Genomic DNA, 18,889 nt, shown 5'->3' on the forward strand with positions numbered 1-18,889 from the left:
GCTGGCAAAAAGCTGAGCATGGCCTTTAATCCTACGGGTCGTTGACGATATTCGTATTTAAAGGGAGCAGATCATGTCTGGATGGTATGAGTTAGCAAAAAGCAGCAATGGGCAGTTTCGTTTTGTCCTCAAGGCAGGCAACGCGGAAACCATTTTGACCAGCGAGCTTTACACCACCCGCAGCGCCGCTGAAAACGGTATCGCCTCGGTTCAGACCAACAGCCCGATCAATGAACGTTATGAGAAAAAAGTCGCCAAGAACGGCCAGCCGTACTTCAACCTCAAGGCTGCCAACCATCAAGTGATCGGTAACAGTGAGCAGTACTCGTCGGAAGCGGCGCGGGACAAGGGCATCGAAAGCGTCAAGACCAACGGCCCCACCACGACCATCAAAGACAAGACCTGACGGTTCCTCACCAACACGAAAGCCCCGACGCGTGAGCGCCGGGGCTTTTTTGTGGCGCAATCGTTATGGCTTAACGCAACTTGGCCAAGAGTTCACTCAGTTGAGTGCAACCAGCCTCGGCCAGCGGGAACACCGGCAACCGCGGATCACCCGCTTCCAGGCCGGTCAGCCGCAACCCGGCTTTGATCGTCGCCGGCAAGCCGCCCTTGAGGATGAAGTCCAGGAACGGCAACTGGCGATAAAACAGCTCCCGTGCCTTCGTCAGGTCGTTGGCCAGCACCGCCTGGTACAGGTCCAGGTTGAGCTGTGGAATCAGGTTCGCCGCCGCTGTGCACCATCCTTTGGCACCGGCCGCAAACGCTTCCAGGGCCAGCGGGTTGCAACCGTTGTAGAACGGCACCTGGCCATCGCTCAGGCGGTGCAACTGGTGCATACGCTGAATGTCGCCAGTGCTCTCCTTGACCATGGTCACGTTGTCGACCTGCTTGAGAATACGCAGGATCAAGTCCACCGACATGTCGGTGCCGCTGGTGGCCGGGTTGTTGTAGAGCATGATTGGCACGCCGACGCTGTCGCCGATGGCGGCATAGTGGGCGAGGATTTCCGCTTCGCTGAGTTTCCAGTAAGACGTCGGCAGGACCATCACCACATCGGCACCGTGGGCTTCGGCGAAGCGCGCACGGCGTACGGCCTTGGCGGTGGTCAGGTCGGAGACGCTGACGATGGTCGGCACGCGCTTGGCGACTTTTTGCAGGCTGTAGGCGCTGACTTCGTCCCACTCTGCATCGTTCAGGTAGGCGCCTTCGCCGGTGCTGCCCAGTGGCGCGATGGCGTGTACGCCGCCGTCGATCAAACGGTCGATGGAACGGCCCAGGGCGTCGAGGTCAAGGCGTTCACCGCCGGCGCTGAAAGGGGTGATGGTGTAGCCGATAATGCCGTGAATAGAAGGGCTGGACATGGAAAGTCTCCGGTCGAAAAGGGTTTCAGTTCAGGCAATCGGCGTGTTGACGCAGGTTCTGCCGAGCGTAGTAGTTAAAGGCGGCAGCATGGCGCTTGGGCTTGGAAATCCAGTCATGGGCCTCACGCCCCAGGGCCGGTAGGATCGATTTGACGGTGCCAGCCGACATCGCCAGCAACTGCAACTTGGCCGCGCGCTCGATCAACTGGGCGATCACGCACGCTTCTTCGATGGTGGTACCGGTGGACAGTTGGCCGTGGTGGGAAAGCAGAATGGCGCGCTTGTCACCCAAGGCGGTGGTGATGATTTCGCCTTCTTCATTGCCGACCGGCACGCCGGGCCAGGCTTCCAGGAAGGCACAATCTTCATACAGCGGGCAAAGGTCCATGTGGGACACCTGCAGCGGCACTTCGAGCATCGACAGCGCGGCGATGTGGGTCGGGTGGGTGTGAATGATGCAGTTCACATCCGGCCGGCCACGGTAGACCCAACTGTGAAAACGGTTGGCCGGGTTGGGCATGCCATGGCCTTCGAGGACTTCCAGATCTTCGTTGACCAGCAGCAGATTGCCAGCGGTGATTTCATCAAAACCCAGGCCCAGTTGTTGGGTGTAGTAGGTGCCAGGCTGCGGGCCGCGGGCGGTGATTTGCCCGGCGAGGCCGGAGTCGTGGCCGTTCTCGAACAGAATACGGCAGGTCAGCGCCAGCTTTTGCCGGTCGGTCCACGTATTATCCGCCAGGGTGTTTTGCATCTGGCTCAGCGCTTGCTTGACCAGTTGGTCTTTGGGGAGTGCTAATGTCTTGGCCATGTTGGTGTCCTTTGGCTAGTTCAATGGACGTCGGATGTGTTCGTTCCCCGTTGCTCGCAAGGTCGTTGGGTGAACGCAAATGACACTTAAGAGACTATATGACACAAAGTGTCATTGGCAAGCACTCATCATCGCCTCTTTCATGGATTAACCGCTGCACATGTCTATCCGTTTGAAAATACTGAGAAAAAAACTTGGCGTGACCTTGGAGGCCCTGGCCGAAAAGTCCGGGATGACCAAGAGCTACCTGTCGAAAGTCGAACGCGGCCTCAATACGCCGTCGATTGCCGCCGCGCTGAAACTGGCCAAGGCGCTGAACGTGAAAGTCGAAGAGTTGTTCAGCGAAGACAACGTCAGCCTCGACAGCTACAGCCTGGTGCGCAGCCACGAGCGTCAGGCGTTGTCCGGCACCGATGCGTCACCGGGTTACGCGGTGTTGGCCCATCAGGTCAGCGAGCGCAGCCTGTTGCCGTTCATCATCTACCCGCCGGCGGAGTTCACCGACAAGACCTTCAAGGAGCACTTGGGGGAGGAGTTTCTGTTTGTCCATGAAGGCCGGGTGGAGGTGGACTTCATGAACGAGCGGGTGATTCTGGAGCGGGGCGATGCGCTGCATTTCAATGCGCAGAAGCCCCACCGCATCAGGTCGGTGGGGGAGGTGCAGGCGCAGTTGTTGGTGGTGGTGCACAGCAGCGAAGAATGACCGCCACCTTGTTTTGGAATCCGGTCAATGTGGGTGTCGAGCTTTAGCGAGGCTGCGATAGGGTCACCACGGTGTACCTGTCAGACCGCAGCGCCTGCATCGTAGCCTCGCCAGGGCTCGACAACTGCTACGTTTAGAGGATTAGCGTTCCACGGGAACCGACAATGCCGGATTGCCCAGTGCATGCGTGCGCGCATCAAAGAACCGCAACTGCACGTCCATCCCTTCGAACAGCCCGGCATAACGCCGCTTTTGCTGCTGAATAAACCCTTCGCTGCGACCAAACACCGAAATCGCCAAGGTCTTCACCTTGGCCTGTCGAATCGCTTGCACCAGGTGTGAATCCTGCGGCCCCAGGTGATGCCCGAAGATGCACAGCGCACCTTCATGGTTCAGCAACTGCTCGTAGCAGAACGACAGGTAATCGGAACTGCGGATGGTCTTGAGCTTCTCCTCAACCTTGCCTTCGCTGACAAACAGCGGCACGTCGTCCAGGGTTTTGATCGTATTGTTGATCGCAAAACTGCTGAGCAAGGTGCTGTCGGTGGTCGGTAATTTACGCGCAGTTCCGTCCAGGTTGCGCACCAGATGCAGGCCGCCGTGCAGGTACAGAATACGACTGTTGTTGCTCACGGTATTACGCAGGTCAAAGCTGGCGTCGGCGCTGCGAAACAGATCATCGATACCGGGTACCTGCAGGACCGACCAGTAGTTGAGCAGGTCGTAGTTACTGGTAAATACCGTGGAATAGCTGGCCAGTTCCTGATTCATCGTCGCAAGCAGCGACGGCTGCACTAGGCGCCACGGAATATGCACGCCGTGGATGGTGTTGATCAGTGCTTCCTTGATTGCGTAGTAACGATTACGCGGCGCCGCCGAGCTGACCGCCAGGGCTTTGTTGACCCGACTGGTGGTTTTCAGCGCCCCCAGCACCTGCTCGAAACTGCGGGTCTGCATCGCGTCGAACACGCTCAGCTCGGATTGACTGAGCGGCTTTTCTTCCACCGTGCGGGCGTTTTCGAACAGGGAGTCGTAGGCAAAGTCTTCCCACACCGCACGGCTGGCGCCGTTGCCGATCAGAATCCCATTGAAGTCGGTGCTGCTGCGCAAGGCGCTCCAGTCTTCAAGGTGGGCGTCAACATCCTGGAAATCCTTCATTGCGGCGGGTCTACTCAAAAACGGCTGGGGGGGGACTTTATCATGAGCAGGGCTTGATCCTTGTCAAGATGCTACAGGCGAGGGAGGTCAATGCTGTAGCCATCAACGCTCCCAGAGGATTCTTCATGAGCAGCACCTTCTTCATCCCTGCGGTCAACATCATGGGCATCGACTGCCTCGACGAAGCCATGTCTGCCATCCGCAACTACGGCTTTCGCAAGGCGTTGATCGTCACCGACACGGGGTTGGTCAAGGCGGGCGTGGCCGGCATGATCGCCGAAAAGCTGGCGATGCAAGACATCGACTCGGTGATCTACGATGGCGCCAAGCCCAACCCCAATGTCGAGAACGTCGAAAAAGGCCTGGCGCTGCTGCAGCAAAGCGCCTGCGATTTTGTGGTGTCCCTGGGCGGTGGCTCGCCCCATGATTGCGCCAAAGGCATTGCCTTGTGCGCCACCAATGGCGGGCACATCGGCGACTATGAAGGTGTCGACCGGTCGACCAAGCCGCAACTGCCACTGGTGGCCATCAACACCACTGCCGGTACCGCCAGCGAGATGACCCGTTTTTGCATCATCACCGACGAAACCCGTCATGTGAAAATGGCCATTGTCGACCGCAACGTCACACCGTTGCTGTCGGTCAACGACCCGGCGCTGATGGTCGGCATGCCCAAGGGCTTGACCGCCGCCACTGGCATGGATGCCCTGACCCACGCTATCGAGGCCTACGTATCCATTGCCGCTACGCCGATCACCGACGCCTGTGCGATCAAGGCCATCGAACTGATCAGTGCCAACCTGCGCCTGGCGGTACGTGATGGCAACGATATGGCCGCCCGGGAAAACATGGCGTATGCACAGTTTCTCGCCGGCATGGCTTTCAACAACGCCTCCCTGGGCTTCGTGCACGCCATGGCGCACCAGTTGGGCGGCCTGTATGACTTGCCTCACGGCGTTTGCAATGCCGTGCTGTTGCCCCATGTACAAAGCTTCAACGCCAGCGTCAGCGCCGAGCGCCTGAGCGATGTCGCCCGGGCCTTGGGCGCGGACATCAAGGGTGTGACCCCCGAAGAGGGTGCACAAGCCGCTATTGTTGCCATTCGTAGCCTGTCCCATGACGTCGACATCCCCGTCGGCCTGCGGGAGTTGGGCGCCAAATTGCAGGACATCCCGCTGCTGGCCAGCAACGCGCTCAAGGATGCTTGTGGGCTGACTAACCCACGGCGCGCCGATCAGCGCCAGGTTGAAGAGATCTTTCGCAGCGCCTTTTAATCAGCTCGGGATCGGGCGACGCACAGCAGTGCGCCGCCCGCCAGTGCCACACATAGCAGCGCCAGTGGCCATGCTTGCTGACTGGCCAGTAAGCTGGCGACACCGCCGATCATGGCGGCCGTCAACTGATGCATGAAACCGCTCAACGCTATGGCGTAGGACCCACTCACCGGTGATGCATCATTGGCCAGAGACAAGCTGATGGGGTAGCTCATCGATTGTCCGAACACGGCCAGGCAATACGGCAGCCACAACAGGACTGCCAGGCCGCTTGCGAACACGCTGCCCAGCAACATCGTGGCACTGCCGCACATCACCAGCGCCACGCCCCAACTCATCATCGACAGGCGCCCAGTGCGTGCGACGAAACGATTGACCATCAGCGCGCCGGCCAGATACGCCGCGCTGATCGGCCAGCCCAACAGTCCATATTCTGCTGCGCTCCACGCGAAGTGCCCTTGCAGGATCAACGGTGCACAGGTATTGAATGCGATGATCACGCCATAACCCAGGCCTCCTGCCAGGGCCGCCCGCAGGAATGCCGGATGGCGCAGGATCGTGCCGTAGATTCGCCAGGCGGACATTTGCCCAGGCACTTTCAATAAGGCGGGGAATGCGACCCGCTGCAACGCAATCATCAGCCCGATGGCCGCGAGTGCCAGCCCATAAAAAATTGCTTTCCAGCCGAACGCTACCTGTAGCAATGAGCCAATAAACTGACCGATCCCCAGAGCGATCACGAAGGTCATTCCCAGCCACGACAATCCCTTGGCCAACAGCGCACCGCTGAAACTGTCGCGGACCAGCACCCGCGCCATCACCGACACACCGCCCGCGCCCAGGCCCTGAATCAAGCGCAGAGCCAGGAAGGATTCGAGGTTGTAAGCCGAGGGAATCGTTGCGGTGGCCAAGACATACAAGGCTAATGCCGCGAACAACACGGGCTTTCTACCCACTCGCTCTCCAAGGCTGCCCCACAACAGCATCGGAAGGGCCATGCCGATCAGGTAAACCGCCAGGGCCAGCGCCACCTGATCTTCAGCTGCCGGCAACGCCTGGGCAATCGCCGGGACGGCGGGCAAGTAAATACTGATGCCGACTTGGGACAAAAAGGCAGCGCTACAGGCGATTGTCAGGGTTGTGGTGCTTTTCAAGGGCAGAATATCCTTACTGTAGTAAGTCTCTAGTAGAAGGTTGGGAGAGTGTTTGTCTTGCGGTTTTACCGTTTAAGCGTTTGCCCGGTAATATGCTGGTCTGCGTTTTTAGTGTCTCGGTATTTTGGCTTTTTAATGGTTATCTGCTTCGATGTGCTGCTTCATTAAGTCGGTTAGTTTGGTGCAGAATAAGCGAATTAGTGAGTGGGGCATATCTGCTCGTAATGTGATACGTATGGCGGCTTTTCCTCGTGGTACCACCGGAAAGAATACGGCTGAGGTAAAGAATCCATTGTTCGCGAGTTTGATGGCTAGCGTGTTTGCTGTTTTAGCGTCGCCACAAGTGATCAGGCGGATTGCGGTGTTTGCTCCCGATTGCTCTGTTTTTATTAGGCTGTCGAAAAGTTTGATGTTGGCCTGAAGTGTTTTTTGAAGAGTGGCGAGTTCATCTGTCTTGTGTATTTTGATGGATGCCAATCCTGCTCCGATGGCCGCAGAGTTTAAACTTTGGGACCAGTTGTTAGACCCTCCGTAGCGATATATGAGCTTTTTTTGACGCTCGCTACCAAACATGACTAAGCCGCCGCTTGCTCCAAACGATTTGCCAAGCGATGCGACTATAATAATTTGATCATCTAGCTGTGAAAGTCGTGGTCGTACATATCCTCGCCCACCTCCTCCTACTGCCGATAAAGCATGAGAGTCGTCTAGATAAAGGAATAGCCCATAGCGTGACTTCAAATAAAGTAGGTTCTCCAAGTCGGCAACACCGCCCATGCTATATATGCCATCAGCTACGTACGCAATTTTTATGCTTTTTACATAAATCTTCGAGAAATGAGATGTCATTATGAGGTGCAGTAATCACTTCTGTCTCATCGGCGCATGAGGCTTTAAGGTGATTCATTGAATAATGGGATTTTTTATCGAATACCATGACGGGAGGAGTGTTGTCTGTAAATACACCGCTGGCAAGCAAAGGTAATATTCCAGAACTGGCAGCGCTACAAGAAAGGGTGCTCAGGCAAATCGCACTAAAAAGTTCGGAAAGTTCTGTTTCATATTGGTCAAGTATGGCGAGTTTGCAGCGATTTTTAGAGTTTGCAATGCGTAATGTTCCGGCGTTTTGTATGCCGCAAATCGCACCTTTAAGAATTTTTTTGTGGTAATCCAGTCCTAGATATGAGGTCGTGCAAAAATGATAGATGTTTCGTCCATACTGATCGGTAAGAAGGTTGTTGCTGTCTACTGAGACATTTAATTCGCAGATTCGGCCTGATTTTGCCGTTTGCCAGTCATTATCTGCTAGTTGAATTATTTTTTTGTAGTTTGTGAATTTGTTGAATGAAGAGCTATCCATCGCTGATTTGTACTTTATGTTTGTAGGGGCAGAACCTTAGCGAGTAAATGTATTTTGAAAAAGTCGGGCGTTTCCCATGCGTCTTATTCAGGTTGGAGTTTTTGATGTGGGTAAGGTCCTACTTTTTTATGGTGAAATTGTCGCTTCGTTTGTTTTTAGGGAGTCTGTAGATATCGCACCCTATGGGCGGCAGTGCCGTTCAGTGGGCGGGGCAAAATAATATGGTTTTCGAAAGCTGTTACCACACACGCTTGGGTTCAGTGTTAACTTGCAGAATTATTGTGCCCAGAAGAGAGGGCGCGAGGATCGTTTACCGTTCAGTAAACACCTGAGCCGGGGAGTTTTTATGAGAGTTCTGTTATTCGGTGCCACCGGTATGGTCGGCCAGGGCGTGTTGCGCGAGTGCCTGCTGGCCAGTGATGTGCAGGAAGTGGTGGCGGTCGGCCGTACGCCCCTGACCCAGGAACACGACAAACTGCATCAGGTGCTGCACGCCGACATGCTCGACTTCCAGCCCCTGGAAAACCTGTTGCAAGGGTTTGATGCCTGCTTCTTCTGCCTGGGCGTGTCCTCGGTGGGCATGGATGAAGCCAAGTACACCCACCTGACTTACGACCTGACCCTGGTGGCTGCCAGCACCCTGGCCCGGCTCAATCCACAGATGACCTTTGTCTACGTGTCTGGTACCGGCACCGACAGCTCGGAGACGGGCAAGGTGATGTGGGCCCGGGTCAAGGGCAAGACTGAAAACGCCTTGCTGCGCCTGCCGTTCAAGGCGGTGTATCTGTTTCGTCCTGGCATCATTCAGCCACTCCACGGCGTGCGCTCGAAAACCCCGCTTTATCAGTCGATCTATACCGTGACAGGCCCGCTGCTGTCGCTGGTCCGCCGCACACGGCCAGGTTGGGTGGTGAGCACCGAAACCGTAGGCCGGGCGATGTTGACGGCCGTTCGTCACGGCGCTGCGCAGCCGGTGGTGGAGCAAGTGGATATTAATCGCCTGGCCTCTGAGCCCGTCTGATGCTGCAAAAAAGCCTGATCCGCCGCCTTGACCTGATCACTCTGCAGCTGTTTGTCGCGGTCCACGAAGAGGGCACTCTGACCCGCGCCGCCGCCCGTGAGGCCATTGCGGTCTCGGCCGCCAGCAAGCGCCTGATGGAGCTGGAGCAGGTGCTGGGTGTGAGCCTGTTTGTACGTCAGGCCAAGGGCATGAACCTCACGGCCGCTGGCGAAACCTTGCTGCATCACGCGCGGCAGATGTTGTTCAACGTCGAGAAAATGGGCCTGGAACTGGGCGAACACAGCCATGGTGTACGCGGCTATGTGCGTATGTTGGCTAATCTCTCGGCGATCATTCAGTTTCTTCCTGAAGATTTGCGGGATTTTTCCGGGCTGCACCCTCAGGTGAAAACCGACCTGGAAGAACGTCCCAGCCGTGGCGTGGTTCAAGGCGTGCTCGACGGCGTTGCAGACCTGGGCATCTGCTCCAGCGATACCGACACCAAAGGCTTGCTCAGCGTGACCTACCGCCGAGACAAACTGGTGGTGTTGATGCCGGCGGGTCACCCATTGGCCAGCCGTGAAACCCTGGCCTTTGCCGACACTCTGGACAGTGACTATGTCGGTCTGCATTCGGCCAGTTCCATCAATATGCGCACCCACGCTGCCGCACGTGAGGCCGGCAAACTGTTGCGCCTGAGGATTCATGTGCCGGGGTTTGATGCGATGTGCCGGATGGTCCAGGCCAACATGGGCATCGGCATCCTGCCGCAAAAAGCCTATGAACTGTTCGGCCGGGCCTTGGGGTTGCAGGCCGTGCCGTTGACGGATGAGTGGTCGGACCGGCGGTTGATTCTGGTGATCCGCAATGAGGCTTCGTTGTCACCGGTCAGTCGATTGCTGTTCGAATATCTACAAGGCACTGAAGCACAAGTCTGACGGATCGGTGCGTCAGGCAATGCTCTGTGCATTCGCGTTTCGCGAACGCTCGTTGCCAACTGAAGATTGGATTTATACCGTCGTCGTCCTCTAGCCTTGGCCCACATTCCAAGAATAAGAGGCACACCCCATGACAGCTCCCCTGAGCGGCATCAAGGTGATCGAGATCGGCACGCTGATCGCCGCGCCCTTTGCCGCACGGCTGCTGGCCGAGTTTGGCGCCGAGGTGATCAAGGTCGAGGCCATGGGGCAGGGCGATCCGCTTCGCAAATGGCGAAAGCTGCACGAAGGCACGTCGCTGTGGTGGTACCTGCAATCACGCAACAAAAAATCCCTGGCCCTGGACCTCAAGTCTGCCGAAGGCATCAGCTTGATCAAGCAATTGCTGGCCGACGCCGACGTGCTGATCGAAAACCTGCGCCCCGGAGGCCTGGAAAAACTCGGCCTGGGTTGGGATGTATTACACGCCCTCAATCCCAAGTTGACCCTGGTGCGTATCTCCGGCTACGGCCAGACCGGCCCTTATCGTGACCGGCCAGGTTTTGGCGCCATCGGCGAGGCCATGGGCGGGATTCGCTACACCACCGGCAATCCCGACTCACCACCGGCGCGTGTTGGCGTCAGCCTCGGCGATTCCCTGGCCTCGTTGCACGGGGTGATCGGCGCGCTGATGTCGTTGTTGCGGGTCAAGACCGGCCAGGGCGATGGCCAGATGGTGGACGTGTCCCTGGCGGAAAGCGTGTTCAACCTGATGGAAAGCCTGGTTCCGGAATACGACATGCTCGGCCATGTCCGTGAACGCAGCGGCGGTGCCTTGCCGGGTATCGCGCCGTCCAACACCTACCTCACGGCGGACGGCGCGTATGTGGTGATTGCTGGCAACAGTGACCCGATCTACAAGCGCCTGATGACCACCATTGGTCGCGTCGATCTGGCCGAAGCCGAGGAGTTTGCCCACAACGACGGACGCGCGGTCAAAAGCGGCCTGCTGGACGCGGCAATCACCCATTGGACCAGTAGCTTGCCCATCGACCAGGTGCTCAGTGCCCTGGAAGCGGCCGAAGTACCTGCCGGGCGCATCTACTCCGTGGCCGATATTGTCGCCGATCCGCACTATCAGGCCCGGGACATGCTGCTCAACGCTGACCTGCCCGGTGGCCTGACGGTGAAGATGCCCGGCATCGTGCCCAAACTTTCGGAAACCCCAGGGGCGGTGAACTGGCAGGGGCCCAGTCTGGGGCAACACACGGATGACATCCTCGCTGACCTGGGCCTGACGGTGGCTGATATTCAACGCCTGAAAGCCTCGGGGGTGGTTCAATGAAAAATTATGCAGACTCGCTGATCGTGCAAGAAGTCTCTCCTCGTGATGGGCTGCAGATCGAGCCGACCTGGGTCGAGACCGCCGATAAGATCGCCCTGATCGACCAGTTGTCCCTGGCTGGATTTTCTCGAATCGAAGCCGGCTCGTTCGTTTCGCCCAAGGCCATCCCGGCACTGCGCGATGGTGAGCACGTCTTCCAGGGCATCACCCGTCGCCCAGGTATCATTTACGTGGCGCTGATTCCCAACCTCAAGGGCGCCATGCGCGCGGTCGAGTCCAGGGCCGATGAGTTGAACCTGGTGATGTCCGCCAGCCAGACCCATAACTTGGCCAATATGCGCATGCGCTGCGAAGCTTCCTTGGCGGCCTTTGGCGACGTGGTCAGCTTTGCCGCCGACCACCCGGTGAGGCTCAACGGCAGTATCGCGACCACCTTCGGCTGCCCATTCGAAGGCAAGGTCGACGAAGACCATGTGCTGCAATTGGTGGACGCCTATCTGGCGTTGGGTATCCAGGGTGTGACGCTGGCCGATACCACGGGCATGGCCAATCCGCGTCAGGTCGAGCGCTTGGTTAAACGGGTGCTGGAGCGTGTGGGTGCTCATGATCTGACCCTGCATTTTCACAACACTCGAGGCCTGGGTTTGTGCAACGTACTGGCCGCCTATGAAACCGGTGCCCGGCGTTTTGACGCGGCCCTCGGTGGCCTGGGTGGCTGTCCGTTTGCGCCAGGGGCGTCGGGCAATATCTGCACCGAAGACTTGGTCAATCTGTGTGATGAAGTCGGTATTCACACCGGCATCGACCTGCCTCACCTGTTGCACATGTCCCGGCAACTGCCGGCGCTGCTCGGCCACGAATTGCCTGGCCAGGTGGCCAAGGCGGGGCGCAACTGCGATCTGCATCCGGCGCCGGGCTATATCGCGACGCTGTAAGTCTCAACCAGACAACAAAAACAATCGGACACCTGCGGGCAGTCCGCCTGGAGAAAAACAATGAGCCTTAATACGTTGGAGGCCGGCGTGCGCCCGGTCGCTGAGCACGATGCTGAAAAAGCCCTGGTCAGCAAGGTCGCCTGGCGCCTGATGCCGCTGATCATGGTGTGCTACCTGTTCGCCTTTTTTGACCGCATCAACATCAGCTTCGCCAAGTTCCAGTTGCAGACCGACCTGAGCTTGAGTGACACCGCCTACGGCCTGGGGGCAGGGCTGTTTGTCGTCGGCTACGTGATCTTCGAAGTGCCGAGCAACATGATGCTGTACAAGGTCGGCGCCCGTCGCTGGATCGCGCGGATCATGATGTCCTGGGGCCTGGCCACGGCGGCTATGGTATTTGTGACCGCCGAATGGCAGTTCTACGGGCTGCGTTTCATCATCGGCGCAATGGAGGCCGGATTTGCTCCCGGTGTGTTGTATTACCTGACCCTGTGGTTCCCGCAAAACTACCGTGGGCGCATCACCTCAATGTTGTTCCTGGCCTCCGCTTTTGCCGGATTGGTGGGCGCGCCGTTCTCCGGCCTGGTGCTGGAGCATCTGGACGGCGTGCTGCAGATGCGCGGCTGGCACTGGTTGTTCCTGCTGGGTGGTTTGCCCTGCATCGGCCTGGGCTTCCTGGTGCTGATCCTGCTCAAGGACCGCATTGAGGACGCCCACTGGCTGAGCACGTCAGAAAAGGCCTTGCTGTCCAGCCGCATTGCCCAGCATGAACCGAACAAACATGGCGGTTCGCTGCTGGCGGCGATACGTATTCCGGGCTTCCTGATGCTTGGGTTTATCTACTTTCTGATCCAGGTCGCGTCTTACGGCCTGAACTTCTGGGCGCCACAACTGATCCGCAGCGCCGGTACCGAAAGCCCGGTGATGATCGGCTTGCTGACGGCTATTCCCTACGTGTGCGGAGCCATCAGCATGGTGGTGATCGGACGTTTATCGGACGCCACCGGCGAGCGTCGCAAGTTTGTCAGCGGCTTGGTGGCCCTGGGCGCGGTGGGGTTCTTCTGTGCCGGGATCTTTGCCGATCACACCACGTTCCTGATTGTCGCCTTGGGCCTGTTGGGCGCGGGCATCATCGCCTCAATTCCGACTTTCTGGACCTTGCCACCGAAACTGCTGGCCGGCGCAGGAGCAGGGGCGGCAGGCGGGATTGCAGTGATCAATACTCTGGGTCAGTTCGGCGGCATTGTCAGCCCGGTGATGGTCGGCCGGATCCGCGACCTGACCGGCAGCACCACGCCAGCCCTCTATGTCATCGGCGTGTGTGCGCTGATCGCAGCCGCGCTGTTGCTCTGGGGCTTGCCGCAAAAGTTGCGGACACTGGACAAGTTCTGATCATCAAGCGGCTGCCAGGACTTTACTCGGCACCGCACTGAACTGAATCAGCGCCACGCCTGCGATCAACATCAGTGCCCCGATCAACCGGGGCGCTGTCAGTTGCCGCTCCACCAGGCCGAACAGCCCGAAGTGATCCAACAGCAGTGAGGCAATGATTTGCCCGGCCATGGCCAAGGCGATAAACCCCGACGCCCCGAGCTTGGGCAGCAGGATCAGTGCCAGGGAAATGAAGCACACCCCGAACGCGCCGCCGGCCCACATCCACAAGGGCGCCTTGGTGATGAAGTCCAGGCTGGGCAGTGGCAAACGCAGCGCCACAATGACGGGCAGCAACACCACGATACTCACCAACAATGAGGCCAGGGTTGCCCATAACGGGTGCCCCAGCCCACGCCCGAGATTAGCGTTGATCGCGCTTTGAAACGGAACCACCGCGCCTGCTATCACCGCCAACAGCAACAAGCCTACCCAATGCAACGTGGTCATGAAGATTCTCCCAGAGGTTTTTCTGGACTCTAGAGCATTCGTCGCGCAAATTTAAATTCCAAGTTCTTATGCTGGACATGCACCGGATGAATGATCTGCGCCGCATCGACCTCAACTTGCTGGTGATCCTCGACGCCTTGCTCAGCGAGCAACATGTCACCCGCGCCGCTGAGCGTCTGCACTTGAGCCAGCCGGCAGTGAGCCATGCGCTGGCGCGTTTGCGCGACTTGCTGGGGGATCCGCTGTTGGTGCGCCAGGGCGGCGCATTGGTGCCCACGGCTCGCGCCCTGGAGCTGGCCACGCCGTTGGCCGATGCCCTGGCCCAAGTGCAAGCGTTGCTGGCACCGAACCGCTTTGATCCCGCCTCGGCCAAGCGTACCTTTCGCCTGGCCATGTCGGACTACGGCGCTGCTCTGTTGTTGCCGGGACTGGTACGCACCTTGCGTCGGGAAGCTCCTGGGATCGATCTGTTGATCATCCCTGCCAGCCGCGAAGGCATGGTCGAAGGTGTGCTCAACGGCGATATCGACCTGGCTGCCGGCGTGTTTCCCGACCTGCCTGCCGAACTGCGCAGCACACCCTTGTTCGAAGAGCACTATGCCTGCCTGGTAGACCGCGACAGCCTGCCCGCCGATGGCATCCTCGACTTGCCCACTTACCTGGCGCGTCCCCATGTACTGCTGGAAATGCGCGGCAGCGGGACCCCGGAAATCGAACGGGCGCTGACGGCGATTCGTGAACGTCGACATGTCGCCATCAGCCTGCCGCATTGGGGCGTGGCTCCCCAACTGATCCAGGGGACCGACCTGATTCTCACCGTCTCGTCCCGCAGCCTGCTCGACATTGATCAGGAGCGGCTGCTAGCCGTGTCGCCGCCGTTTCCTATCCCGGCCTTTGCCTTCGTGCTGGCCTGGCATTCGCGGCGGGGAGGGGATCCGGCGTTGCAGTGGTTGATTGAGCAGGTTGAGAATGTATTGTCTTGATGTTCACGCCCAAAAAGGACTCACAACATGCTCTCAGGCCTCAACCACCTGACCCTGTCCGTCACCGACCTGAATCGTAGCGTCGGCTTCTACCACGGCCTGCTGCACCTGCATCTTGATGCCACGTGGGACAACGGTGCCTACCTCTCGCTGCCCGGGCTCTGGTTGTGTCTGTCGCTGGACCCGTTGCGCCCCTGCGCGCCAGTGGCCGAATACACCCACTATGCATTCAGCGTGGTCGGCGCCGACTTTTCGGCTCACGTGGAGCGTCTGCGAGCCGCCGGCGTGCAGGAATGGCGGGATAACCGCAGTGAAGGCGCCTCGTTCTATTTTCTCGATCCCGACGGTCATAAGCTGGAAATCCATGTCGGTGACCTGGCGTCACGCCTACAGGCCTGTCGTGATAAACCTTACGCAGGAATGAAGTTTTACCCGTAGCCACAGAACATGCAGAATCAACCGACCCGCTTTCCCTCTGCCAGAGCCAAACGCCCATGACTTCATCCTTGTTGTTTGCCGTCCTCGCCTCGGGTTTTATCTATGCCATTACGCCTGGCCCCGGCGTGCTGGCGGTGTTCGGCATTGGTGCCGCACGCGGCCGTCGTGCCGGGGCCGGTTTTTTGTGCGGGCATTTGCTGGGGGATGTGGTGTGGTGCAGCACCGCGTTGATCGCCATCGTCGGCGCCCGGGAAATCGGCAGCAGCGCTTTTGATGTACTGGGCGTGCTGAGCGGTCTGTATCTGTTCTGGCTTGGCTGGCGCGCTATCCGCACCCAGCGCAGCAGCGGGGAAACGCCTCAGGGCGCGGCGCGTAAACCGTTCTGGCACGGCATCCTGTTCGGCCTGACCAACCCCAAGGCGTATCCGGTGGCCGTGGCGACCTTCACCGCGTTGCTCTCCAGCCGCGCTGAACTGCTCACCTGGTCGATGCTGCCGTGGCTGATCTTCATCAGCTTTGTGGGCGGTATTGCCGCTTACGCGATCCTCATTGGGGTGGTCGGTGCTCGGCAGGTGCGTGCGGTTTATCAGCGTCATGAAGTGATGATCACTCGACTGTGCGGGGTGATGTTTATCGGCTTTGCCATCAATGCCCTGGCTCATGCATTGCCGGGATTGTTCGGGCACAAGGCGTGAGCCACCGACGACCGTTCGTCGCACTGGCCAGTTTTTTCTAAACCTTTGCCGCCTTGAAAATTCAAATTCAGGGCGGGGTTCGTTCCCCTACACCTGTTTATTACTTGGAGGAACCCATCATGAGCCGCATGGCTATCCGGTTACGCACCGCCAGTTTCGCGATGCTGCTGGGCCTCGGCGCCAGCAATGCTTTCGCCCAGTCGCCCGCCGAATTTATCGAGCAGGCTTCGGCCAAGGGCATGGCCGATATCGAAACCAGTCGCATGGCCCACGCCAAGACCTCGTCCCAGGAAATCAAGGACTACACCATCGAGGTGATCAACGAGCGCACCACCGCCAACCAGCACCTGGCGGCGATCGCCAAGAAGCTCGACCTGCCGGTGGCCCCTCGGGAGAAAATCGTCGACAAGGCTGAAAGCCTGATGCCCGAACTCAAGGACGGTGACTCGTTCGACGCGGCGTACACCGCGCAGCAGGTCAAGGCCAATGAAGACGCCATCGCCTTGTTCAAGCAGGAAGGCGCAGCGTCCGAGGTGCCAGAAATCAAGGCGCTGGTGGACGAAACGCTGCCCAAGCTGGAAACCCAATTGGAAAAGGCCAGGGCGCTGGCCTCGACTTATGGAAAAGGTCACCAGGGAGAAGGCTGATTCCGGCGATAGAGCCGTTAAGGGCCAAATGAAAAACGGCGGTTGGACCTACTCCAACCGCCGTTTTTTTACGCCTGATTCAGGTCGGTCTTGCTCTGTGCGCCGTCTTCGGACACATCCGTGACCAGGGTTGTGGGTGTGATCGTTTCATTGTCGCCGATGGTCTTGTACTCGCCGCGCAGCTTTTCCAGCGTCTTGCGATCCAAGCCATCCAGGCTCAATACCGCGTTGTGTGCGTCCTTGGTGGCGCGCAGCAACTCATCAATCTTGATATGCAAAATATCGTTGTCACGGTTTTGCGTGTTCTGAATCAGGAACACCATCAGGAACGTAATGATGGTGGTTGAGGTATTGATGATCAGTTGCCAGGTGTCGTTGTAGTGGAAATACGGTCCACTCAAACTCCACAGAAAAATCAACGCCACTGCCGCGTAGAACGTCCGGGCACTGCCTGCCCAGCGGGACAAGGATTGTGAGACTGCGGAGAATTTCATGGCCGTTTCCTTAACGGGTGGGTGATGAAAATACTGACCTCGACGGTGCTCTGAAATTTCTTTTTACAAACTGAAAAATGGACAAACGTATACGATTTTTCGTCGGGCCTTTTCGGAAAGCATTTACGGTGCCTTTAAGCGGTGTCGCCAAGACTGGGTTTTTGCCCGGACCCCCGTTATGCACGCCATTGGCCCCCTCGATCTCGCCAGCCTTTATCACCAGACCGAACACCACTATTTCGCTGTGACATGCCCGTTGCACCGGCGCTTCAACGCCTGCGTAAACGGGTATTTCGCTGATCTGCACATCAATGAGTGGAACCTGCTGTTTATCCGGGTGGGCAGCGGCCTCCTGGGTGACGGGTTGGATGCCATTCTGGAGCTGATCCCCCGCACCGTGGTGCCGGTGCGCACGATGGTCCACCGGGATAAGATCGGGTGTGTGCAGGAACCCCTGGCGAACCTGGGGTTTACTGTTATCGAGACCACAACGGCGATGGTGCTTGACCTGGCAACCTTTGCACCTGCAGCAGCGAGGGGTGCCCCGCCGCAGATCAACCTGACCTACAACCTCGACGACTGGGCGGGTCCCGTGGGCAGCGCGTTCGCGATGTCTGCCGAATGGACCGCGCACTATCAAGCCCGGCATCAGTTGGCCATGGACGGTGGTGAAGACCTTTACCATTTCACCGCGACAATACAGGGGACGGTGGTGTGCGCACTGACCTTGTCGATGATTGACCAGGTGGCCCGGCTCAACGATGTGGGCACTCATGCGGCTTTTCGCGGCCGGGGTTATGCGACGCAGTTGATGCAGGCCTCCCTGGCGCATGCCATGGGCCTTGGCGCGCGCTGGTGTTTCCTTGAGGCCTCCGCCCTGGGGGTTTCTCTGTATCGCAAGATGGGCTTCAAGGACTTGTTCGAATACCAGGCGTTTTGGCGCGGGCCGCTGCCGGCACTTACCCCGCCGCACTCTGGCGAAACTGCCGTGGGCTGACCCCCGTCAGCGACTTGAACTGACGGCTGAAGGCGCTGTGATCGGTATAACCGCATTGCAACGCCACGTCGGTGATCGGTAACTCACCGAGCAGTAAGCGTGATGCATGTTCCAGGCGTACTTTGTGGATCATCTGCCGCGGCGTCAGGTGGAAGATCCGTTTGCAGTAGCGCTCCAGTTGCGCCACCGATAGGTCGGCGATGGCCGTCAGGTCATCCATGCGAATCGCTTCATTGTAATGCTCGCGGATATACCGGTCGACAGCAGCCAGGCGTTGATAGGCCGGGTGCGCATCACGTGCCGCCTGCAGGTCGAAGGAGATGCCGGCCATACCGATGATCTGCCCGTCGCATCCATACAGCGGCAGCTTGTGGGTCAGGCACCAACCCGGTTCGCGGCTGCCATACAGGTGCAACTCCAGTTGGCCTTTGATGGTAATGCCCTGGCGCAGCACGCGTTGATCCTGCTCGGTGTAGACCGGCCCCAGAACCGCCGGGAAGACTTCGGCGGAGGTCTTGCCCAGCAACGGGGCCACTGTCTTGAAACCGCAGCGCTGGGCCAGGGTCAGGTTGGCCGTCAGGTAGCGGGCTTGCAGGTCCTTGATGAAAAACACCGTGCTGGGAATGCTGTCCAGCAGTGGCAGGATCAACCCGATGCTGCCCAGCAGGCTGTCGATATCCTGGGGAGCGGCGGTGAGGCTGTTGAGCAGCACGGTGTCGTTCATGTCTGTGCCTAT

At 58.6% G+C, this 18,889-nt stretch carries 20 protein-coding genes and 1 pseudogene; 13 read left to right on the forward strand and 8 right to left on the reverse strand.

Annotated elements, in window-relative coordinates:
* Window positions 1-73: 73 nt before the first annotated feature.
* The gene (locus tag HKK55_RS03025; protein WP_169353300.1) at window positions 74-406 is read left to right on the forward strand and encodes a YegP family protein; all 333 of its coding nucleotides are present in this window, start codon (window positions 74-76) and stop codon (window positions 404-406) included.
* 70 nt (window positions 407-476) lie between these two features.
* Here the strand turns inward: HKK55_RS03025 and HKK55_RS03030 are convergent, their stop codons facing one another.
* A complete protein-coding gene (locus HKK55_RS03030) occupies window positions 477-1,364 on the reverse strand; it encodes a dihydrodipicolinate synthase family protein (RefSeq protein ID WP_169353301.1) in 888 nt (295 codons plus the stop codon).
* Window positions 1,365-1,389: 25 nt separating this feature from the next.
* Window positions 1,390-2,172, reverse strand: coding sequence for an aldolase (locus HKK55_RS03035; protein ID WP_169353302.1), 783 nt, complete (start codon window positions 2,170-2,172; stop codon window positions 1,390-1,392).
* 160 nt (window positions 2,173-2,332) lie between these two features.
* Between HKK55_RS03035 and HKK55_RS03040 the strand changes: the two genes are divergently transcribed.
* The gene (locus HKK55_RS03040; protein WP_169353303.1) at window positions 2,333-2,875 is read left to right on the forward strand and encodes a helix-turn-helix domain-containing protein; all 543 of its coding nucleotides are present in this window, start codon (window positions 2,333-2,335) and stop codon (window positions 2,873-2,875) included.
* A gap of 141 nt (window positions 2,876-3,016) precedes the next feature.
* On the opposite strand, the gene HKK55_RS03045 is transcribed toward HKK55_RS03040, so the two are convergent.
* On the reverse strand, window positions 3,017-4,033 hold the full coding sequence (locus HKK55_RS03045) for a DUF4917 family protein (protein WP_169353304.1): 1,017 nt from the start codon (window positions 4,031-4,033) through the stop codon (window positions 3,017-3,019).
* Between the two features lie 125 nt (window positions 4,034-4,158).
* Between HKK55_RS03045 and yiaY the strand changes: the two genes are divergently transcribed.
* Window positions 4,159-5,307 carry an L-threonine dehydrogenase gene (gene yiaY / locus HKK55_RS03050; RefSeq protein ID WP_169353305.1) on the forward strand — a complete coding sequence of 383 codons (1,149 nt, stop codon included), beginning with the start codon at window positions 4,159-4,161 and terminating at the stop codon, window positions 5,305-5,307.
* On the opposite strand, the gene HKK55_RS03055 is transcribed toward yiaY, so the two are convergent.
* A complete protein-coding gene (locus HKK55_RS03055) occupies window positions 5,304-6,461 on the reverse strand; it encodes an MFS transporter (protein WP_169353306.1) in 1,158 nt (385 codons plus the stop codon). The two genes, yiaY and HKK55_RS03055, sit on opposite strands and share 4 nt — an antisense overlap.
* A 132-nt stretch (window positions 6,462-6,593) precedes the next feature.
* Window positions 6,594-7,821 (reverse strand): annotated as a pseudogene (locus HKK55_RS03060) (aminotransferase class I/II-fold pyridoxal phosphate-dependent enzyme).
* Window positions 7,822-8,167: 346 nt separating this feature from the next.
* Here HKK55_RS03060 and HKK55_RS03065 point away from each other — a divergent pair.
* From HKK55_RS03065 to HKK55_RS03085, 5 genes are all read left to right on the forward strand, one after another.
* Window positions 8,168-8,842: an NAD(P)H-binding protein gene (locus HKK55_RS03065; protein ID WP_169353307.1), complete on the forward strand. Its 675-nt coding sequence runs from the start codon at window positions 8,168-8,170 to the stop codon at window positions 8,840-8,842.
* Window positions 8,842-9,759, forward strand: a complete 918-nt coding sequence (locus HKK55_RS03070) for a LysR family transcriptional regulator (protein WP_169353308.1) — start codon at window positions 8,842-8,844, stop codon at window positions 9,757-9,759. The genes HKK55_RS03065 and HKK55_RS03070 overlap by 1 nt, the downstream gene beginning before the upstream one ends.
* A 130-nt stretch (window positions 9,760-9,889) precedes the next feature.
* The gene (locus HKK55_RS03075; protein WP_169353309.1) at window positions 9,890-11,083 is read left to right on the forward strand and encodes a CaiB/BaiF CoA-transferase family protein; all 1,194 of its coding nucleotides are present in this window, start codon (window positions 9,890-9,892) and stop codon (window positions 11,081-11,083) included.
* The gene (locus tag HKK55_RS03080) at window positions 11,080-12,018 is read left to right on the forward strand and encodes a hydroxymethylglutaryl-CoA lyase (RefSeq protein ID WP_169353310.1); all 939 of its coding nucleotides are present in this window, start codon (window positions 11,080-11,082) and stop codon (window positions 12,016-12,018) included. The genes HKK55_RS03075 and HKK55_RS03080 overlap by 4 nt, the downstream gene beginning before the upstream one ends.
* A gap of 60 nt (window positions 12,019-12,078) precedes the next feature.
* Window positions 12,079-13,410 carry an MFS transporter gene (locus HKK55_RS03085; RefSeq protein ID WP_169353311.1) on the forward strand — a complete coding sequence of 444 codons (1,332 nt, stop codon included), beginning with the start codon at window positions 12,079-12,081 and terminating at the stop codon, window positions 13,408-13,410.
* Between the two features lie 3 nt (window positions 13,411-13,413).
* Here HKK55_RS03085 and HKK55_RS03090 read toward each other — a convergent pair whose 3' ends face one another.
* A complete protein-coding gene (locus tag HKK55_RS03090; RefSeq protein ID WP_169353312.1) occupies window positions 13,414-13,899 on the reverse strand; it encodes a DMT family transporter in 486 nt (161 codons plus the stop codon).
* A 77-nt stretch (window positions 13,900-13,976) separates the two neighbouring features.
* Between HKK55_RS03090 and HKK55_RS03095 the strand changes: the two genes are divergently transcribed.
* The 4 genes from HKK55_RS03095 (at window position 13,977) to HKK55_RS03110 (ending at window position 16,662) form a co-directional block, all read left to right on the forward strand.
* A complete protein-coding gene (locus HKK55_RS03095; RefSeq protein ID WP_237151354.1) occupies window positions 13,977-14,882 on the forward strand; it encodes a LysR family transcriptional regulator in 906 nt (301 codons plus the stop codon).
* A 27-nt stretch (window positions 14,883-14,909) separates the two neighbouring features.
* Window positions 14,910-15,320, forward strand: coding sequence for a fosfomycin resistance glutathione transferase (gene fos / locus HKK55_RS03100; protein WP_169353314.1), 411 nt, complete (start codon window positions 14,910-14,912; stop codon window positions 15,318-15,320).
* Between the two features lie 56 nt (window positions 15,321-15,376).
* Entirely contained in the window at window positions 15,377-16,015 is a 639-nt protein-coding gene (locus HKK55_RS03105) for a LysE family translocator (protein ID WP_155585016.1), read from the forward strand.
* A 119-nt stretch (window positions 16,016-16,134) separates the two neighbouring features.
* Entirely contained in the window at window positions 16,135-16,662 is a 528-nt protein-coding gene (locus tag HKK55_RS03110) for a DUF4142 domain-containing protein (RefSeq protein WP_169353315.1), read from the forward strand.
* A gap of 68 nt (window positions 16,663-16,730) precedes the next feature.
* On the opposite strand, the gene HKK55_RS03115 is transcribed toward HKK55_RS03110, so the two are convergent.
* Window positions 16,731-17,156: a low affinity iron permease family protein gene (locus HKK55_RS03115; protein WP_169353316.1), complete on the reverse strand. Its 426-nt coding sequence runs from the start codon at window positions 17,154-17,156 to the stop codon at window positions 16,731-16,733.
* Window positions 17,157-17,334: 178 nt separating this feature from the next.
* On the opposite strand from HKK55_RS03115, the gene HKK55_RS03120 reads away from it, so the two are divergent.
* Window positions 17,335-18,153, forward strand: coding sequence for a GNAT family N-acetyltransferase (locus HKK55_RS03120; protein ID WP_169353317.1), 819 nt, complete (start codon window positions 17,335-17,337; stop codon window positions 18,151-18,153).
* Here the strand turns inward: HKK55_RS03120 and HKK55_RS03125 are convergent.
* A complete protein-coding gene (locus HKK55_RS03125; RefSeq protein ID WP_169357771.1) occupies window positions 18,116-18,877 on the reverse strand; it encodes an AraC family transcriptional regulator in 762 nt (253 codons plus the stop codon). The genes HKK55_RS03120 and HKK55_RS03125 overlap by 38 nt on opposite strands.
* Between the last annotated feature and the right edge of the window lie 12 nt (window positions 18,878-18,889).

This window comes from Pseudomonas sp. ADAK18 (genome assembly GCF_012935695.1).
In the GTDB taxonomy this organism is placed as follows: domain Bacteria; phylum Pseudomonadota; class Gammaproteobacteria; order Pseudomonadales; family Pseudomonadaceae; genus Aquipseudomonas.

Bases quoted from the DNA above. Each gene is read 5' to 3' on its own strand.
- HKK55_RS03025 (WP_169353300.1), top strand. From the start codon at position 74: ATGTCTGGATGGTATGAGTTAGCAAAAAGCAGCAATGGGCAGTTTCGT.
- HKK55_RS03030 (WP_169353301.1), bottom strand. From the start codon at position 1,364: ATGTCCAGCCCTTCTATTCACGGCATTATCGGCTACACCATCACCCCT.
- HKK55_RS03035 (WP_169353302.1), bottom strand. From the start codon at position 2,172: ATGGCCAAGACATTAGCACTCCCCAAAGACCAACTGGTCAAGCAAGCG.
- HKK55_RS03040 (WP_169353303.1), top strand. From the start codon at position 2,333: ATGTCTATCCGTTTGAAAATACTGAGAAAAAAACTTGGCGTGACCTTG.
- HKK55_RS03045 (WP_169353304.1), bottom strand. From the start codon at position 4,033: ATGAAGGATTTCCAGGATGTTGACGCCCACCTTGAAGACTGGAGCGCC.
- yiaY (WP_169353305.1), top strand. From the start codon at position 4,159: ATGAGCAGCACCTTCTTCATCCCTGCGGTCAACATCATGGGCATCGAC.
- HKK55_RS03065 (WP_169353307.1), top strand. From the start codon at position 8,168: ATGAGAGTTCTGTTATTCGGTGCCACCGGTATGGTCGGCCAGGGCGTG.
- HKK55_RS03070 (WP_169353308.1), top strand. From the start codon at position 8,842: ATGCTGCAAAAAAGCCTGATCCGCCGCCTTGACCTGATCACTCTGCAG.
- HKK55_RS03075 (WP_169353309.1), top strand. From the start codon at position 9,890: ATGACAGCTCCCCTGAGCGGCATCAAGGTGATCGAGATCGGCACGCTG.
- HKK55_RS03080 (WP_169353310.1), top strand. From the start codon at position 11,080: ATGAAAAATTATGCAGACTCGCTGATCGTGCAAGAAGTCTCTCCTCGT.
- HKK55_RS03085 (WP_169353311.1), top strand. From the start codon at position 12,079: ATGAGCCTTAATACGTTGGAGGCCGGCGTGCGCCCGGTCGCTGAGCAC.
- HKK55_RS03090 (WP_169353312.1), bottom strand. From the start codon at position 13,899: ATGACCACGTTGCATTGGGTAGGCTTGTTGCTGTTGGCGGTGATAGCA.
- HKK55_RS03095 (WP_237151354.1), top strand. From the start codon at position 13,977: ATGCACCGGATGAATGATCTGCGCCGCATCGACCTCAACTTGCTGGTG.
- fos (WP_169353314.1), top strand. From the start codon at position 14,910: ATGCTCTCAGGCCTCAACCACCTGACCCTGTCCGTCACCGACCTGAAT.
- HKK55_RS03105 (WP_155585016.1), top strand. From the start codon at position 15,377: ATGACTTCATCCTTGTTGTTTGCCGTCCTCGCCTCGGGTTTTATCTAT.
- HKK55_RS03110 (WP_169353315.1), top strand. From the start codon at position 16,135: ATGAGCCGCATGGCTATCCGGTTACGCACCGCCAGTTTCGCGATGCTG.
- HKK55_RS03115 (WP_169353316.1), bottom strand. From the start codon at position 17,156: ATGAAATTCTCCGCAGTCTCACAATCCTTGTCCCGCTGGGCAGGCAGT.
- HKK55_RS03120 (WP_169353317.1), top strand. From the start codon at position 17,335: ATGCACGCCATTGGCCCCCTCGATCTCGCCAGCCTTTATCACCAGACC.
- HKK55_RS03125 (WP_169357771.1), bottom strand. From the start codon at position 18,877: ATGAACGACACCGTGCTGCTCAACAGCCTCACCGCCGCTCCCCAGGAT.